Raw genomic sequence first — 15786 nt, 5'->3', positions numbered from 1 at the left:
CCAGCAAACGGATAATTGAAAGCATGAAGAGAGTTCGCAAGGCAGTTTTCCCGGTCGCCGGTCTCGGCACGCGGTTCCTCCCGGCCACCAAGGCCGTTCCCAAGGAAATGCTGACCGTCGTCGACCGGCCGGTCATCCAGTATGTGGTGGACGAGGCGCGCGAGGCGGGCATCGAGCATTTCATTTTCGTGACCGGCCGCAACAAGGCGGTCATCGAGGACCATTTCGATATCCAGTTCGAGCTCTATGACACGCTGGCCCAGCGCGGCAAGGACGAGCAGCTTGCCCGCCTGCAGCGCCTGCAGCCGGCGCCGGGGCAGACCAGTTTCACCCGCCAGCAGGTGCCGATGGGCCTCGGCCACGCCGTATGGTGCGCGCGCGAACTGGTCGGCGACGAGCCGTTCGCGCTGTTGTTGCCCGACATGATCATGCAGTCGGAAAAGAGCTGCATGAAGTCGATGGTCGAGCTTTACGAGGAAACCGGCAACAACATCATTGCCGTGCAGGAATGCGACCCGGCGGAGGCCCACAAATACGGCATTGTCGGCCGTGGCGAGGATACGCATCACGGCTTCCGCATCACCGAGATGGTGGAGAAGCCGAAGACCGGCACGGCGCCCTCCAACCTCTACATCAACGGCCGCTACATCCTGCAGCCCGAGATCTTCAAGATCCTCGAAGGCCAGGAAAAGGGCGCCGGCAACGAAATCCAGCTCACCGACGCGATGCTGAAGCTGGAGAAGCAGCAGGCTTTCTACGGCTACCACTATCAGGGCCGCACCTTCGACTGCGGTTCCCCGGAAGGTTTCGTCGAGGCCAATGTCGCCTTCGCGCTGTGGCGCAGCGACATGAAGGAGAACATGGCCGGCGTCATCCGCACGCTTCTCGACGAGATGACGCCATCGGAGCGGCGAGTCGCGGTATCTTAGCTGGATGGGTAATGCCAGCGCGAGCGGCTGACCGCCCCTCCTGCGCACGCGTGTTTCAGCGCTGCACTTTCAGGCCGAGGTAGATGCTGTTGGCAGTGTAGTCGCGGCCGGGCAGGTTGCTGGTCAGCTTTTCGGTTCTCACCCGGCTGGTGAGGCCGGCATAGCGGTTCAGCCACCAGGTCAGCCCGGTCTCTGCGCTCAAGATCCTGTCATGGCCGTCGATGCCGACATAGTCGCGCCAGTCGAGGCCCAGGGCCGCGTTCGCTGTAAGGTTGGCGCGGATCTGCCGTTCGGCCGTCAAGCGGCCGGAATAGAGGATATCGCCGCTTTCACCCGCCGTGGTGGTGGTCTCGACAGTGGTCTTGCCGGTCAGGCCGATCGTCGTTCCGCGCTCCGGCGACCATTTGAGATCGGCGTTGACGGTGGCGCCGGAAATCGCCTCCAGGCTCTTGTCGTCGATCGCTTCCCTCAGCCAGCCGGCCGAGAACTCGCCGGAGAGCTTCTCACCCATGTCGAGTTGCAGGCCGGCGCGAGCGCCAAGGCGGGTCGAGGAACGCTCGAAGCCTTCATTGTCGATGCGCTGATCGTAGGCCCGTCGGCCGACCTCGATTTCGGTGAACGGGGTGAGGGCCGGAGAGATTTCGTAGCCGGTGCGCAAGGTTGCCGTGTAGAGCGTGTTGTCCTGATCCTTCTGCGACAGCGTGGTGCCGTCCGAAAGCTCGGCGTCGCCGTAGAAGTCGTGCGAGACCGCGCCGGTCAACGTGTATTGCATCTTGCCGACCGCTTTTTCGACGCCAAGGCTGCCGTCGATCGTCTGCCGCAGCGGCTGGGTACTGACGCCGGCAATGGCGTTGGGCGAGGACGCCGTTTCCGGCACGGCTTCGTAGCCGAGCTTGGCGATGGCGCGCAGCTCGTTGTCGAGGTCGACATTGAGCTGGCCTTCGATGCGGCCCTGCGCATCGTGAACCCGGTAACCCGACACCGTATCGCGGAACAGGCCATAGCCGTCGATGGTGGCGGAGTTTTCGCGCCAGTCGGAGACGGCGGTAAAGCGCAACGCTGTCTCAGACAGCAGCGCCGAGGTGCCGGCACTGCTCGAATCGCCGTTTGTGGTGGCGGTCAACCCCTGTTCGATCGATGGCCGGATGACGAAGGAACCCCATTTGACGCCGGTGGGCGCGAAGGGGTCGTCCTCGGCTTTCTTGTTCTGGCCCTCGATGGCGGCGGTACGCTCGGCGCCAGGGTCGAGTTTTTGCCTATCGGCGCTGTCGACGGTGAGAGCACGGCGGTTAGCCGCTTCCTGGTCTGTCGTGGCGCTGTCGGTATCGTCGGTCGCGGCTTGAGTGGTGTCCGTGGTCGCGGTCGCCGCCTTCTTCTTCTTCGACTTGTCGGCCGTCTTGGTGCCCGTTTTGGTCCTGTCCTGATCCGCCGCGTTTTGGCCGGCGCTTGACGGACGGCGGCGAGGCTTGGGCGGCGTCGGATTGTCGGTGGCCGTGTCGTCGGTCGCCTGCGGCGGATCGAAAATGCTGCCGGTGGCGGCATCCGTGCCCGTGTCGTCGGGCACAGCGCCGGCGCTGGCCGGCAAATAGGTGCGCGGCGGCGCATCGTCCTGTGCGGTGTTGGCCGACTGTTGCTGGCCCTGGGTGGCAAGGGCGAGCTGCCTTGCCTTGCGCTGCTGGTCGGACAGGATCGCCGATTCGGAAACCTCGCCGCGCAGCTCCGTTTCCTGGGCGTGGAGAGGTGCCGGGCGAAGCAAGGCAAACATGCTGGTCGCCAGCAACAAGGTGCATACCGCCTTGCCCCGTCGTCCACTCGATTTTTCTGGCTGGGCCCCGGACATCGCCACCACTGCTTGCGCGGCGCTGTGCGCGCCATACTTACCGAACCGTAAATGGGGATGGTTAACGGAGGGTTGAGGCGGCGATCGTTCGTCCGGTCAAAGTGCCGCTGTCTGCGGGTCCTGTGACCTGTCCGAAGCCTCCGCCGCCCGGGCGCCAGCGCCATTTCTGTTGGACAGGCGGGCGGCAACGCGCTAATCGCATCATCCATGCATGGCAGACCCCTCGATAAGAAGCCCCTGGACAGGCAAGCGTCGATCGATTCGGCACTGAGAACGGTGGCGACCGAGCAGGCCGGAATCGCCGCCCTTGCCGAAGCGCTCGAGAACGGACTGGCCGCGCCTTTCGCGCAGGCCGTCGACATGATTTCGAAGATCGAAGGCCGGCTGATCGTCACCGGCGTCGGCAAAAGCGGCCATATCGGCTCGAAGATCGCGGCGACGCTGGCTTCGACCGGCACGCCGGCCTTCTTCGTCCATCCCGTCGAGGCCAATCATGGCGATCTCGGCATGATCGCCAGGGATGACGCCATCATCGCCATCTCATGGTCGGGCGAGAGCAAGGAGATGCTCGGCATCGTCGCCTATTCCAGGCGTTTTTCCATCCCGCTCATCGCCGTCACATCGGGCGAGACATCGGCGCTGGCGCGCGCGGCCGATGTGGTGCTGCTTTTGCCGCGCACCCCCGAGGCCTGCCCGCACGGGCTGGCGCCGACGACGTCGACGCTGCTGCAGCTGGTCATCGGCGATGCGCTGGCGATCGCTCTGCTCGAGGCGCGGGGTTTCACGCCGGACCATTTCCGCACCTTCCATCCCGGCGGCCAGCTCGGCGCCAATTTGACCATGGTCTCCGAGATCATGCGGGTCGGCGACCAGATGCCGCTGGCCGTGCTCGGCACCAAGATGCCGGAAGCGGTGATGACGCTGTCGCAGAAGAAGGTCGGCTGCGTCCTGATCGTCGACGCCAATGGCGAACTGGCCGGGATCATCACCGACGGCGATGTCGCGCGCAATTTGCACCGCAATCTGGCCGACGTCATCGTCGACGAGGTGATGACCCGCACGCCCAAGACGGTCGATCCGCAGACGCTTGCCGGCACGGCGATCGCGCTGCTCAACGAGCACAATATCGGCGCGCTGGTGGTGACCAGGAACAACATGCCGCTGGGCGTGGTGCATTTCCATGACCTGCTGCGCATCGGCGCCGCCTAGGCATGCCGATATTCAGGTGAGGCCGGTCTGCAAATGGCTGATAGCTGCGCTTCGCCGTTCTACTGCGTCGCAGTAGACTGGGCTCACCTACAAAAAGTACACTCCGCTCCGGCTCTCGTAAGCCACCTGGTTTGGTCGCTTCGCGCCCGTCTTCGAGTCCGGCTTGGCCTGACCTGAATCTGAGCATGCTTACCGAGGTGGGTGCGCTGTGAAAGTTCAGACGCGTTCCACTGTAAGCTCCAGGTCTGTATCCGCGGCACCCGTCACGCGTACCTGTGTACCGGCCGGCAGGTCAGGCCCGGAGACTCGCCACAGCGTGTCGCCGAGCTTGATGCGGCCGCGGCCGTCCTTGATCGGCTCGGCAAGCGTCGCCATGCGGCCGACCATCTGGGCGCCGCGCCGGTTGAGCAGCGGCTGGTCGGTTGGCTGGTCGCGCCCGCCCATGAGTTTCTTGCCGACGAAGGCTGAGACCAGCGAGAGCGCCAGGAAGGCAAGGACCTGGACCTGCCAGCTCCAGATCGCCGCATCCCAGATCAGCAGCGACACCGCGCCGATGATGAGCGCGGCGATGCCGATCCACAGCATGAAGAAGCCCGGCGCGATGACCTCTACGACCAGCAGCACGAAGCCCAGGACCATCCAGTTCCACGGGCCGAGTTCGGAAATGATGCGATCGAACATAAGAGTGACCTCCTACGAACTCAGTTGTCGCTCGGGCGCACGACCGGGGGGCGGGCGGCTTGGCGCTGTGCGCCGGTCGTGCCCTCGCTGCGGAAGACTTCCTTGGCGATCTCGCCGATGCCGCCGAGCGAGCCGATCAGCGACGACGCCTCGAAAGGCATCAGCACGATCTTGCTGTTGGTGGCGGTGCCGATCTTGCCCAGCGCCTCGGTGTATTTCTGCGCGACGAAGTAGTTCAGCGCCTGCACGTCGCCCTTGGAAATCGCTTCCGAAACCACCTGGGTGGCGCGGGCTTCGGCCTCAGCCGAGCGTTCGCGCGCCTCGGCGTCGCGGAAGGCGGCTTCCTTGCGGCCTTCGGCCTCGAGGATCTGCGACTGCTTGAGGCCTTCGGCGGCCAGGATCTGCGCACGCTTGTTACGCTCGGCGGTCATCTGGCGGCCCATCGATTCGATGAGGTTGGCCGGCGGGTTGATGTCCTTGATCTCGACGCGGGTGATCTTGATGCCCCACGGATGCGCCGCCTCGTCGACGACGCGCAGCAGGCGCTCGTTGATGGCGTCGCGGTTGGACAACAGCTCGTCGAGGTCCATCGAGCCCATGACGGTACGGATGTTGGTCATCGTCAGGTTGAGGATGGCGTTCTGCAGGCCGGCAACCTGGTAGGCGGCCTGTGCAGCATTGAGGATCTGGTAGAAGGCGATCCCGTCGACACCGACGATGGCGTTGTCGCGGGTGATGATTTCCTGGCTCGGCACGTCGAGCACCTGCTCCATCATGTTCATCTTGGCGCCAATGCGGTCGACGAACGGCGTGATGATGTTGAGGCCGGGGCTCAGTGTCCTGGTGTAACGGCCAAAACGTTCGACCGTATAGTTGTAGCCTTGGGGAACTGTCTTGATGCCTTTGAACAGCACCAGCACGACAAGCGCGACAAGAACAACGACCGCAATATCGAAACCACTGAAATCCATTTGGCTCTCCCTCAGAAGCGGGCCGCGAGAGCCATTCCCGCGCAGCCGACTTCGCCAAAGACTTAAGTGTGTTTCAGGAGCGTTACAATCAGGTGATGAAGGATTGTTTGTGGGTCTGCACTCACCGGTTGAAGGCAAACAGCTCCGCATCCATGTCGGCGAGTCCCTTGATCGAAGCCGAAACAATTTCGGAAGCGATGCGCGAGAAGGTGATGCCGTTGCCGCCGTAACCCATGACGGCATGGATGCGCGGATGGCGGGGGACGGCGCCGATATAGGGCAGGCCGGTGCTGGTTGTGCCGAAGGAGCCGGTCCAGGCGAATTCAGGCCTGACGTCGAGGTGCGGGAACAACTGGCCCAGCTTGTCGGCAATTCGGGCACTCTTGTCGGCGATCAGTTCGTCGCGCCGCGTCTCGTCGACAAAGTCCTCGTCCTCGCCGCCGCATATGACCCTGCCGTCGGCCGTCGAGCGCATATAGAGATACGGGTCTGACGCTTCCCAGATAAACGCCGGACCCGGCCAGAGTTTTCGCGGTTGCGGGCGCGTCGCGATCGCCCAGGTCGAGATGATCCGGTGGGCCGCCGCCGGCACGATGTCGACCAGTTCGTAGCCGGTGGCCAGAACGACATGCCGTGCCGTGATGCTGGGACCGTCTTTCGTGGCCACGATCACCTCGTCGGCACTGTCTTCGATCACCGTCGCCTCGACGGGAGCGAGGAAGCGGGCCTTGCGCTCCAGCGCCTTGAGCAGCAAGCCGGCCGTCAGCTTGCGCGGGTCGAGCGCGATGTTGCCGTGGCTGAGGATGGCGCCGCCGCGGTTGATGCCGAATGTCTCCGCCAGCGGCTGCGGCGTCAGATAGGTTGCGGCAATGCCCGCCTGCCGCCGCGCTTCGGCTTCCTCGCGCAGCTCCGACGGGCCGAGCACCGTGCCGGCCAGATAGAGCGACTGGGTGCGGCGCAGGCGACAATCGATTGCGAGATCCTCGATACGGCCAGCGAGGTTGGAAACGGCGAGGCGCGAGCGGCGCCAGGCCTGCTGTGCCTTGGCCTTGCCGATCATCTTCGAGAGCGTTGAAAGCGGCTGATCGATTTCAAACTGGACCAGTGCCGTGGTCGCAGCGGTCGAGCCTTTCAGCGGCCCGCGCCGGTCGATGCAGATCACCTGATGCCCGTCCGCCGTCAGCGCCTCGGCCATCATGGCGCCGCTGATGCCCATACCGATGATCAGGACATCGGCCTTGACGTCGCGGGTCAGCGCCGACGCCGGCACGGCAGGCGCCCGATAGGCGGACCAGACGGGCCGGCCGGTTCTGAGGTCGAGTTTGCGGGGCATCGAATTCTCCGAAGGTGCGCCTCAACGCCCCGCAGTGGCCCTTGTTCCGGTTAGAGCGGCGAGCCGCTCTAACTCTCTGGTTGACGAAATTCCCAAGGGAAAGCGCTATGCGCTTTTCCCGCAAAACCGTTTCACATTTTTCCTGGAATTTCTCCTAGACCCAGCCGGACAGTTCGCGCCGCACCATCGCCTCGATCACCGCCATGCCCTCGGCGCTGTCGTTGAGGCAAGGGATGTGAGCGAAGTTCTTGCCGCCGGCGTGATGGAAAGTCTCGGCGACTTCCCGGCCGATCTCATCCAGCGTCTCGATGCAGTCGACGGAAAAGCCGGGATTGACGATGGCGATGGATTTGACGCCGTCCTTGCCCAGTTTCTCCACCGTCTTGTCAGTGTAGGGCTGCAGCCATTCCTGGGCGCCGAAGCGGGACTGGAAGGTGGTGATCAGCTTCTTTTCGTCCCAGCCGAGCCTGTCGCGCAACAGCCGGGTCGTCTTGAGACAGTGGCAATGGTAGGGATCACCTTTTTCAAAATAGGGCCTTGGGATGCCGTGGTATGAGGCGATGACCACTTCCGGCTCGAAATCCAGCGTCGCGAGATTCTGCTCGATCGAACGCGCCAGCGCCTCGATATAGACCGGCTCGTCATAGTAAGGCGGCACGCTGCGGATGGCGGGGGCCGCGCGCATCTTCATCAAGGCGCGAAACAGCTGATCATTGGCGGTGGCCGTGGTCGTCGCGGAGTATTGCGGGTAGAGCGGGAACGAAAGAATGCGGTCGCAGCCCTGTGCGACCAGACTTTCGGCGACACTCGCGGTCGAAGGATTGCCGTAGCGCATCGCCCAGTCGACGACGACATTGGGCAGGTCGCGCAACGCCTCGGCCAGCTTTTCGCCCTGGGCGCGGGTGTAAGTGCGCAGCGGCGACTCGTTCCTTTCCTGGTTCCATATCCGGGCGTAGTTGGCGCCGGACTTCTTCGGCCGGGTGGTGAGCACCAGGCCATAGAGGATCGGATACCAGATCGCCCTGTTGAGTTCGATGACGCGCGGATCGGACAGGAATTCCCTGAGATAACGCCACATCGGCTTGAAGTCGGTGCCGTCAGGCGTGCCGAGATTGATCAGCATGACACCGACCTTGCCGGTCTTGACCGGCGGATGCCCGGCCGGCAGTGGGCCAAGGGCCTTCGCGGCTTTGGGATCGACAGCGATTGTGAGCGTCATAGGGGTTCTCCAGGAGGCGCGAACCTAATCATCCTGCGCGGGCTTTCAATGTCGCGTCTGGCCGCACCTTAACGCGTGTCCAGCTGAAAACAGAACACCCGCCCGGTTTCCCAGGCGGGTGTTGAATGGCAAAAGGCGAAGTGACGTTACTTCGCCGGGATGGTCAGCGTCGCGCCGGGCATCAGCCGGTGCGGCCTTTGACCCTTGTTGGCCTCGTAGATGAGTTTCCACTTGGTGGCGTCGCCATAGGCTTTCTTGGCCAGATCCCAATAGGTGTCGCCGGTAACGATGACATGGCTGCCTGTTGCCGGTGCGGCTTCAGCGGGCTTTGCCGGTTCTGCCGGCTTGGCGGGTTCCGCCGGCGCCGGTGCTGCCGGTGCAGGGGTGGCCTCGGCGGGCTTTGCCGGCTCGGCTGGTGCGGGTGCTGGAGCCGCGGGAGCCGGCGCGGCCGGTGGCGCAGGTGCATTCTCCGTCGATATGGCAGGCGGCGTGTTGGCGATATTGCCCGAATTGGCGGGCAGTTCGGGCATTGCCGGTGCCGCTTCGGCGGGCTTTGCGGCCTCGGCGGGCTTGGCAGGTTCTGCTGGCGCGGGGGCAGGCTTTGCCGGCTCTGCAGGCTTGGCCGGTTCCGCTGCCGGGGCCGCCGCGACGGTCGCGGCGATCTCGGTGATGCGGCCGTCGAGCTTGGGCGTGTAGGGCCGGTGGGCGCCGAGATAGTCGGCCACGACCTGTTCGAGACCGGGGCCGTAGTCGTAAGCATTCTTGGCCTTTTCGGCGAAGACCTTGTAGCCGTCGCCGCCCTGGCGCACGTAATTGTTGGTGGCGACGAGATAGTCCTTGTCGGGCTTGATCGGCGTCCAGGCGCCGTTCTCCATGACCTCGACGGATTTGACGCGGCCGGCATTGGGCGCGACCGATTTGTCGAAGGCGTATTTGAGGCCAGCCACCTGTGGGAAGCGGCCGGCGCCGTCCTCGATCTGGCTGAGGCCGCTTTCGAGGCCGACGACCAGGTCCTTGCCCGAAATCTGGAAGGTCGCCAGCGTGTTCTGGAACGGCAGCACGGTCAGCACCTCACCCATGGTGACGGTGCCCTTGTCTATCGAGGCGCGCAGGCCGCCGCCATTGGAGATGACGATCTCGACGCCCTGTCCCTTGACGCGGTCGAGGATGGCGTCGGAGACAAGGTTGCCCATCGCGCATTCCTTGGCGCGGCAATTCTCGCGGCTGCCGTCGATGACGTCGGTGGTCTCTGCTACTTCCTTGTTCTTCAAAGCCTCGATCGGCGCGCCGAGTTCCTTGATACGGGCGAGCACGGCGGGATCGGGCGTGATCGACTTGTCGAGAAAGATCGGGTCGCCGCTCGCCGACTTGACGACGCCATTGTCGTCGAACACCACCTTGAACTCGCCGAGATATTTCGAATAGGAGGCCGCCTGCACCACCGGCACCTTGTAGCCGCCGGGGTTGTCGACCATCGTCGGGTAGGGGCCCGCCGCCTTCGGATCGGTGTTCGACAAGAGCGTATGGCTGTGGCCGCCGACAACCACGTCGATGCCCGGGATCTTGGCGATGATGTCGCGTTCCCTGTTGTAGCCGATATGGGTCACGGCGATGATCTTGTTGACGCCTTGCGCCTTCAGCTTCTCGACCTCGGCGGTAATCGATTTGACGTCGTCCGCGATTGCGATGTTGGGACCGGGCGAGGCGAGTTCGGGCGTGTCGTTGGTGACGGCGCCGACAATGCCGATCTTCTGCCCACCGACCTCCACGACGATCGACGGCTTGATCTTGCCGGCCGCGCCGGACTTGTCGTTGGGCACGACATTGGCACTGACGATCGGGAATTTTGCCTTGTCGAGGTAAGGCACCAGCGCGCTCTCGCCATCGTCGAATTCATGGTTGCCGAGCGTCACCGCGTCGGGTTTCATCTGATTGAGGAATTCCTCCTCCACGGTGCCCTTGTAGGTGGTGTAAAACAGCGATCCTTGGAAGCTGTCACCCGCATTGAGCAGCAGCACGTTCTGGCCTTCGAGCTTCTTGCGCTCCTGGGCGATCGCCGTGATCAACCGGCCGGCGCCGCCGATGCATTCGCCCTTGGTCTCCTCGTCGGCCGAACAGGTAGACTCATATTTGTTGTTGCCTTCGATGCGGCTGTGCCAGTCATTGAAATGCAGGATATTCAATGTGTAGTCGGCAAAGGATGCGCCGGCCGACAGGCCAAGCGTCGATGCGGACAGGGCGGCAATGGCGGCAAGCTTTTTCATCTTCGTCTCCCGGTGGGCTGATCGGAGGCGTTTAACGCCCTTGCTTGACTGGGGTATAACAGCCAGCGTTTTGACCATGTTCCCATCGCGTTCCGGCTGACGCAAGCGGAAATGCCGCCACTTTTTGCAGGCGCAAAAAAGGACGGCGGCCAATCGGCCGCCGTCCCCAATGTGTCCAGTGTTTGCCGGTTCAGGCGCGTCGCGTCAGCACGAAGTTCTGGCCGGACGAACTGGTGCAGTTCAACTGGCTGGTGGAGATCAGCAGGCAGTTGAAGCTGACCGGCGTCTGGCGGATCAGCGACGTCCCGTTGATCTCGACCGAAGTGGCGCCGGTCATCGTGTAGCTGCCATCGGCCAGCTTCTGGCCGGTGTCGGTGGCGACGGTCGTGAACTTGCCGCCGGTGAAGGTCGACAGGCCGGTGCCCTTGGCATCGATCCACGAGCCCTCGACGCCTTTCGGCGCGGCCGCCATCGGCGGTGCGTCGGGACCGCTTGTGGTACAGGCGGCAAGCATCATGGCAAAGGAACCCGCCACGCCGATCGAAAGAACTTTGCGCGCAATAGTCATCTGAAATCCTCTCCAACCGCATCGGCCCAAAAATCGGTTTCGATTTTGGCAGGCACGATGCGAACGTCCAAAGTGCTGGAACGGGCGTGCGTCCCGCAAGACGCGCGCTGCCCCAGGCCGCATCTCTTCAATCGCCCGATTTCCGGGCGATTGCAAGGCAATGGCGCATGGTGCGCAGGGTGCTATCGGACGAGGATGTTGCGGAATTGCCACGGATCGCTGCGGTCGAGGTCCTCCGGGAAGAGGCCCGGGCGTCGGTCGAGCGGCGTCCAGTCGGTGTAATGGCCTTCGACCGGTCCGAGATAGGGCGACTGGACTTCCAGGCAGCGCTTGTAGTCCATCTCGTCGGCTTCGACGATGCCGGCATCGGGATTTTCCAGTGCCCAGACCATGCCGGCCAGAACCGCCGAGGTGACCTGAAGGCCGGTGGCGTTCTGATAGGGCGCCAGCTTGCGCGCCTCGGCCAGCGACAGGTGCGAGCCATACCAGTAGGCGTTCTTGTCGTGGCCGTAGAGCAGGACACCGAGTTCGTCGACGCCGTCGACCAGTTCGTTCTCGTCGAGCACATGGTGCACCGGCTGAGGCTTGCCGGCGGCGCCGAACATCTCGTCCAGCGACAGGATCGCGTCATTGCAGGGATGGTAGGCGTAGTGGCAGGTCGGCCGGTACTGGACCTTGCCCTTCTTTGAGCGAACGGTGAAGAAATCGGCGATCGAGATCGAACTCGTTGTGCGTCACCAGCAGGCCGTATTGCGCGCCCGGCGTCGGGCACCACGAGCGCACGCGCGTGTTGGCGCCGGGCTGCTCCAGGTAGATCGCGGCCTTGGAGCCGTGCTTATGCTTCTTGGCGTTCTTCGGCATCCATTTCTCATGCGTGCCCCAGCCGAGCTCGGCGGGCTGCAGGCCTTCGGAAATGAAGCCCTCGACCGACCAGGTGTTCCAGAACACATCCATCGGCTTCGGCTTCTTGGTGCGCTGGGTGTCGCGCTCGGCGATATGGATACCCTTGACGCCGGCCTTCTTCATCAGCTTGGCCCAGCCCTCGCGGTCTTCCTGCGCCGGCTCCGAGAACTCGAGGCCAAGATCGGTGGCGAGGTTGACCAGCGCCTGCTTGACGAACCACGAGACCATGCCGGGATTGGCACCGCAGGTGGAGACGGCGGTAGCACCACCGGGCTTGTCCTGCTTCTCCTGGATCATCGCCTCGCGCAGCGCATAGTTCGTGCGGCTGGCATTGTCGGCCTTGGCGTCGAAATAGAAGCCGAGCCACGGCTCGACGACGGTGTCGATGTAGAGCACGCCGAGCTTGCGGCAGAGCCGCATCAGGTCCACCGAGCCGGTATCGACCGACAAATTGACGCAAAAGCCCTGGCCGCCGCCATTGGTCAAAAGCGGCGTCAAAAGTTTCTTGTAGTTCTTCTCGGTCACCGCTTCCTGGACGAAAGCGATGCCGCGCTCGTCGAGCAGCTTGCGGTCGGTGTCGCGTGGGTCGAGTACCGTCATGCGCGACTTGTCGAACTTGAAATGGCGTTCGATGAGCGGCAGCGTCCCCCGTCCGATCGAGCCGAAGCCGATCATCACAACAGGGCCGGTGATCTCACCGTAAACGGGCCAGTTTTCATTCGCCATTTTATCGAGCACTCCTCAAAAAACACTCCGGAACAGCCGCTTGGCCGCGGCGCGACAAACCATAGATCATTGTCACAATAAAGGGAAAAGCAGCGAAACGCCTGGGAACGCAGCTGTGGAAGTGCTCGGCGATGCCACCGGGAGGCGATGGCCTGCCCGATGGCGGATGTTGAGCCGGCGTCGTATCAGCGAGCGCCGCCGGACGCGTTGATGCGTTCGCCGGTAAGCCACGCTGCCTCGTCCGAGGCGAGGAAGGCCACGGTCGGGGCGATGTCGTCCGGCTTGCCGAAGCGCTGGCCGAGGGGGACGCCAGCGATCAGCATATTGCCGAAATCGGTGCCGACCATGCCTTCGGTCATTTCGGTATGGGTATAGCCAGGCGCCACGATGTTGACACGGATGTTGCGGGCTCCGAGTTCTCTCGACAGGCTGAGCGTCAGCGTATCGATCGCGGCTTTGCTGGCGGAATAGAGGCTGGTGTTCGGCACCGGGTTCCAGCTCGAGATCGTGCCGATGTTGACGATGCTGCCGCCGGTCTCGGGGAAGTGGCGCATGGCCGCCTTGGTGGTCAAGATCGTGCCCAGCACATTGGTGTCGAACAGCCGCCGATAATCCGCCTCACTGGTTTCCTCGAAAGTGCCGAAGCTGGCGGTCGCGGCGTTGTTGATCAGAATGCTTGGCTTGCCGAATGCGATCTCGGCGGCCTCGAACATCTTCTCGACTTCGGCGGCCTCGGCCACGTCACCCTGAACCGCGGTCGCCTTGCCGCCGGCGGCGACGATCTCCTTGACCGTGCGTTCTGCAGCCTCACGGCTGGAGGCGTAGTTGACGACGACGGCGGCGCCTTCCGCCGCCAGCCGTTTGGCGATGCCGGCACCGATGCCTCGCGCGGCACCGGTGACGATGGCGACCTTGTTGTTGAGCTTGCCCATTTTGGTTCTCCGAATGGATGGATGGATTTGACATCAAGCCAATTGGCTATTCCCAAACGGGTCAGGTAGAGTGAATTTCACCATATAACTAATTCCAGGGTGGAATAGATGGACAGGCTTATGGCGATGAACACCTTTATAAGGGTCATCGAAACCGGTTCGTTCTCGGCGGCCGCGCGGCATTTGCGCGTCGGGCAGCCAGCCGTCTCGAAGGCCATCGCGCAGCTCGAGGAACGGCTCGGCGTTCGCCTGCTGTCGCGCACCACCCGAGGTCTCTCGCCGACCGATGCCGGCGTCAGCTTCTATGAAGGCGCCAAGCGCGCGGTCGACGAGGCCGACGAAGCCGAGAACACGGCGCGTGGCACTGCGGCGGCGCTTACCGGGTTGCTGCGCATCGGTACGTCGGTGACCTTCGGCCGCCTGCATGTCGTGCCGAGGCTGAAAGCCTTCCTGGATGCTCACCCGAGGCTCGACGTCGAGGTGGCGATGGACGACAGGAACGTCGACCTCGTCGAGGAAGGGGTGGATGTCATGCTGCGCCTGGGTGAAAGCTTCGCTCCCGCTCATATCGGGCGCAAGATCGCCACCTGTCGTCGTCTCGTGGTGGCGGCACCTTCCTACCTGGCACGCGAGGGCGAACCCATCGCGCCGGATGAGCTGTCGCGGCACGAGGCGATCCTTTTCGTCCGGGCAGGCACTTCCAATCGCTGGACATTCCGGCGAGGCGCCGAAGAGGTTTCGCTTGCCGGCCAAGGGCGGCTGCGCGTGACTTCCGCCGAAGGGATACGTGAGGCAGTACTTGCCGGCATCGGCTTCACGGTCGGCTCCGAATGGATGTTCGACGCGGAACTGCGCAGCGGTGCGGTACGGCCGATCCTGGTGGACTGGGCGCTGCCGCCTGTTGAATTGTGGGCGCTGTTTCCAGCCGGACGCAAGGCCAGCGTCAGGGCAAGGACATTCGTCGAGTTCCTGGCCAGCAGCCTGTAGCGGCTTAGCGCGTCATCGTCTTCAGATGTTCGATCAGCCGGTCGCGGTCCGATGTCAGGCCCTTATAGTCGAGCTGATCGAGATCGAGCGCTTCGAGCTGGGCGGCAAAGGACAGTGCGAGCGTCGCCCGGTCCGGGTGCCGCGCCAGCACGGCGAGCGGGTCGAGATGGATGCGGATGGTGAACAGGATGTCGCGTGAGGACGGCAGCTTGCGCAGCGTCTGCCGCTCGACGCGGATGAAGGCGTGCGCCTCGACGTCACCGTCGGGGAAGCGTGTCGGCCGGTTGGTGGCGCGGTCGATGCGCTCGACATTGGACAGCGGATGGTAGAGCGCATTGTCGGCCTGGATCGACCAGTTGAAGCGCTCGACCGCCTGTCCCTGCAGGCCGTCGAACATGCGGTTGATCAGTTCGGCGGGACGCGTGCCCGGACCGAAACCGGGCACGGGCTCGTGGATTTGCTGCAGCGGCTTGCCGAATTTTTCGAGCAGCGACCAGGACGAAGGAAAGCACAGCGAGCCGGCGGCGAGCCGCCAGCCGCTGTCGTCGCGGCGCATCAGGATCAGGTCTTCCTGGACCAGCAGCGAGGCCGCGACCAGCGGCGCGTCGGCAAGATCCGAAGGCAGAGCAGGGTGGTTCGCGGCGCCCACCACCGCGATGCCCGCATCGGTGCGGCGATGGGTGCGCGGAAATCGCTCCGGCAAATACGCGCCGAGCAAGTCGAGCACTTCCCGCTGGGCATCCCGCGTGCCGTCCTCCTCGACGAAAACCCGGTCGGGGATTTGGGCATAAAGCCGGCGCTTCTCGGCGAGATAAGGCAGAAGATGGCCGTCGACCTCGATCCAGTTTGCCGGCTCAAGCGGCTTCAGCCCGATGTTGAACAGCTTCGACGAGCCGTCATAAGGGGTGTGGGTGGGCAGGGCCTCGACCAAACTCATGCTTCCTTGAGAGCGTCGAGACCGGTGGCGGTCATCCTGGCCAGGAATTCGGTGACCGCGTAATCCGCGGCGCCGGCCTTGGCGAAGGGGTCGGCAGCCAGCCTGGCATCGAGGATCTCGCGCGGGCATTGCGCGATAATGATGCCGCCGGTCCGCGGTTTCTTCGGCCCGGAAGCGACGAATATACCATCCGAATAGCAGCCCTTCAGCCATTCGATATGCGCCGCCTGCAAGCGGTCGATCTCGGTCAGGGGCACTTTGTAGTTCAGCGAAACGACGAACATGGC

13 protein-coding genes and 1 pseudogene are annotated in these 15786 nt (G+C 63.7%); 3 read left to right on the top strand and 11 right to left on the bottom strand.

Annotated features, from left to right (window positions below; all coding sequences use genetic code 11):
- Positions 1 to 23: 23 nt before the first annotated feature.
- Complete coding sequence (galU, locus tag ACLGL5_RS34480; protein WP_010911358.1) at positions 24 to 929, top strand: UTP--glucose-1-phosphate uridylyltransferase GalU; 906 nt, start codon at positions 24 to 26, stop codon at positions 927 to 929.
- A 55-nt stretch (positions 930 to 984) separates the two neighbouring features.
- Here the strand turns inward: galU and ACLGL5_RS34475 are convergent, their stop codons facing one another.
- On the bottom strand, positions 985 to 2769 hold the full coding sequence (locus tag ACLGL5_RS34475) for an outer membrane beta-barrel protein (RefSeq protein WP_038649436.1): 1785 nt from the start codon (positions 2767 to 2769) through the stop codon (positions 985 to 987).
- A gap of 207 nt (positions 2770 to 2976) precedes the next feature.
- Between ACLGL5_RS34475 and ACLGL5_RS34470 the strand changes: the two genes are divergently transcribed.
- Complete coding sequence (locus ACLGL5_RS34470; RefSeq protein WP_038649433.1) at positions 2977 to 3978, top strand: KpsF/GutQ family sugar-phosphate isomerase; 1002 nt, start codon at positions 2977 to 2979, stop codon at positions 3976 to 3978.
- Between the two features lie 216 nt (positions 3979 to 4194).
- Here ACLGL5_RS34470 and ACLGL5_RS34465 read toward each other — a convergent pair whose 3' ends face one another.
- From ACLGL5_RS34465 to ACLGL5_RS34430, 8 genes and pseudogenes are all read right to left on the bottom strand, one after another.
- Positions 4195 to 4659, bottom strand: a complete 465-nt coding sequence (locus ACLGL5_RS34465) for an NfeD family protein (protein WP_019861052.1) — start codon at positions 4657 to 4659, stop codon at positions 4195 to 4197.
- 20 nt (positions 4660 to 4679) lie between these two features.
- Complete coding sequence (locus tag ACLGL5_RS34460; RefSeq protein WP_019861051.1) at positions 4680 to 5630, bottom strand: SPFH domain-containing protein; 951 nt, start codon at positions 5628 to 5630, stop codon at positions 4680 to 4682.
- A gap of 121 nt (positions 5631 to 5751) precedes the next feature.
- The gene (locus ACLGL5_RS34455) at positions 5752 to 6963 is read right to left on the bottom strand and encodes an NAD(P)/FAD-dependent oxidoreductase (protein WP_069093081.1); all 1212 of its coding nucleotides are present in this window, start codon (positions 6961 to 6963) and stop codon (positions 5752 to 5754) included.
- Positions 6964 to 7117: 154 nt separating this feature from the next.
- Positions 7118 to 8182 carry a ferrochelatase gene (gene hemH, locus ACLGL5_RS34450; protein ID WP_069093080.1) on the bottom strand — a complete coding sequence of 355 codons (1065 nt, stop codon included), beginning with the start codon at positions 8180 to 8182 and terminating at the stop codon, positions 7118 to 7120.
- Positions 8183 to 8328: 146 nt separating this feature from the next.
- A complete protein-coding gene (locus ACLGL5_RS34445; protein WP_069093079.1) occupies positions 8329 to 10446 on the bottom strand; it encodes a bifunctional metallophosphatase/5'-nucleotidase in 2118 nt (705 codons plus the stop codon).
- 190 nt (positions 10447 to 10636) lie between these two features.
- Positions 10637 to 11014: an outer membrane lipoprotein Omp10 gene (gene omp10, locus ACLGL5_RS34440; RefSeq protein ID WP_027047370.1), complete on the bottom strand. Its 378-nt coding sequence runs from the start codon at positions 11012 to 11014 to the stop codon at positions 10637 to 10639.
- Positions 11015 to 11196: 182 nt separating this feature from the next.
- Positions 11197 to 12643: pseudogene (locus tag ACLGL5_RS34435) on the bottom strand (homospermidine synthase).
- A 185-nt stretch (positions 12644 to 12828) separates the two neighbouring features.
- Positions 12829 to 13575 carry an SDR family NAD(P)-dependent oxidoreductase gene (locus ACLGL5_RS34430; protein ID WP_064980783.1) on the bottom strand — a complete coding sequence of 249 codons (747 nt, stop codon included), beginning with the start codon at positions 13573 to 13575 and terminating at the stop codon, positions 12829 to 12831.
- Positions 13576 to 13683: 108 nt separating this feature from the next.
- Between ACLGL5_RS34430 and ACLGL5_RS34425 the strand changes: the two genes are divergently transcribed.
- Complete coding sequence (locus ACLGL5_RS34425) at positions 13684 to 14562, top strand: LysR family transcriptional regulator (RefSeq protein ID WP_019861044.1); 879 nt, start codon at positions 13684 to 13686, stop codon at positions 14560 to 14562.
- Positions 14563 to 14566: 4 nt separating this feature from the next.
- Here ACLGL5_RS34425 and ACLGL5_RS34420 read toward each other — a convergent pair whose 3' ends face one another.
- Together ACLGL5_RS34420 and ACLGL5_RS34415 are read right to left on the bottom strand one after the other, a co-directional pair.
- A complete protein-coding gene (locus ACLGL5_RS34420) occupies positions 14567 to 15499 on the bottom strand; it encodes a heme-dependent oxidative N-demethylase family protein (protein WP_064980781.1) in 933 nt (310 codons plus the stop codon).
- The gene (locus ACLGL5_RS34415) at positions 15496 to 15783 is read right to left on the bottom strand and encodes a YciI family protein (protein ID WP_064981668.1); all 288 of its coding nucleotides are present in this window, start codon (positions 15781 to 15783) and stop codon (positions 15496 to 15498) included. Before ACLGL5_RS34415 ends, ACLGL5_RS34420 begins: the two co-directional genes overlap by 4 nt.
- Between the last annotated feature and the right edge of the window lie 3 nt (positions 15784 to 15786).

Source organism: Mesorhizobium sp. U510, assembly GCF_059180695.1.
Note: the sequence above shows the minus strand (reverse complement) of the source record. Positions and strands in the feature narration are given on the sequence as shown.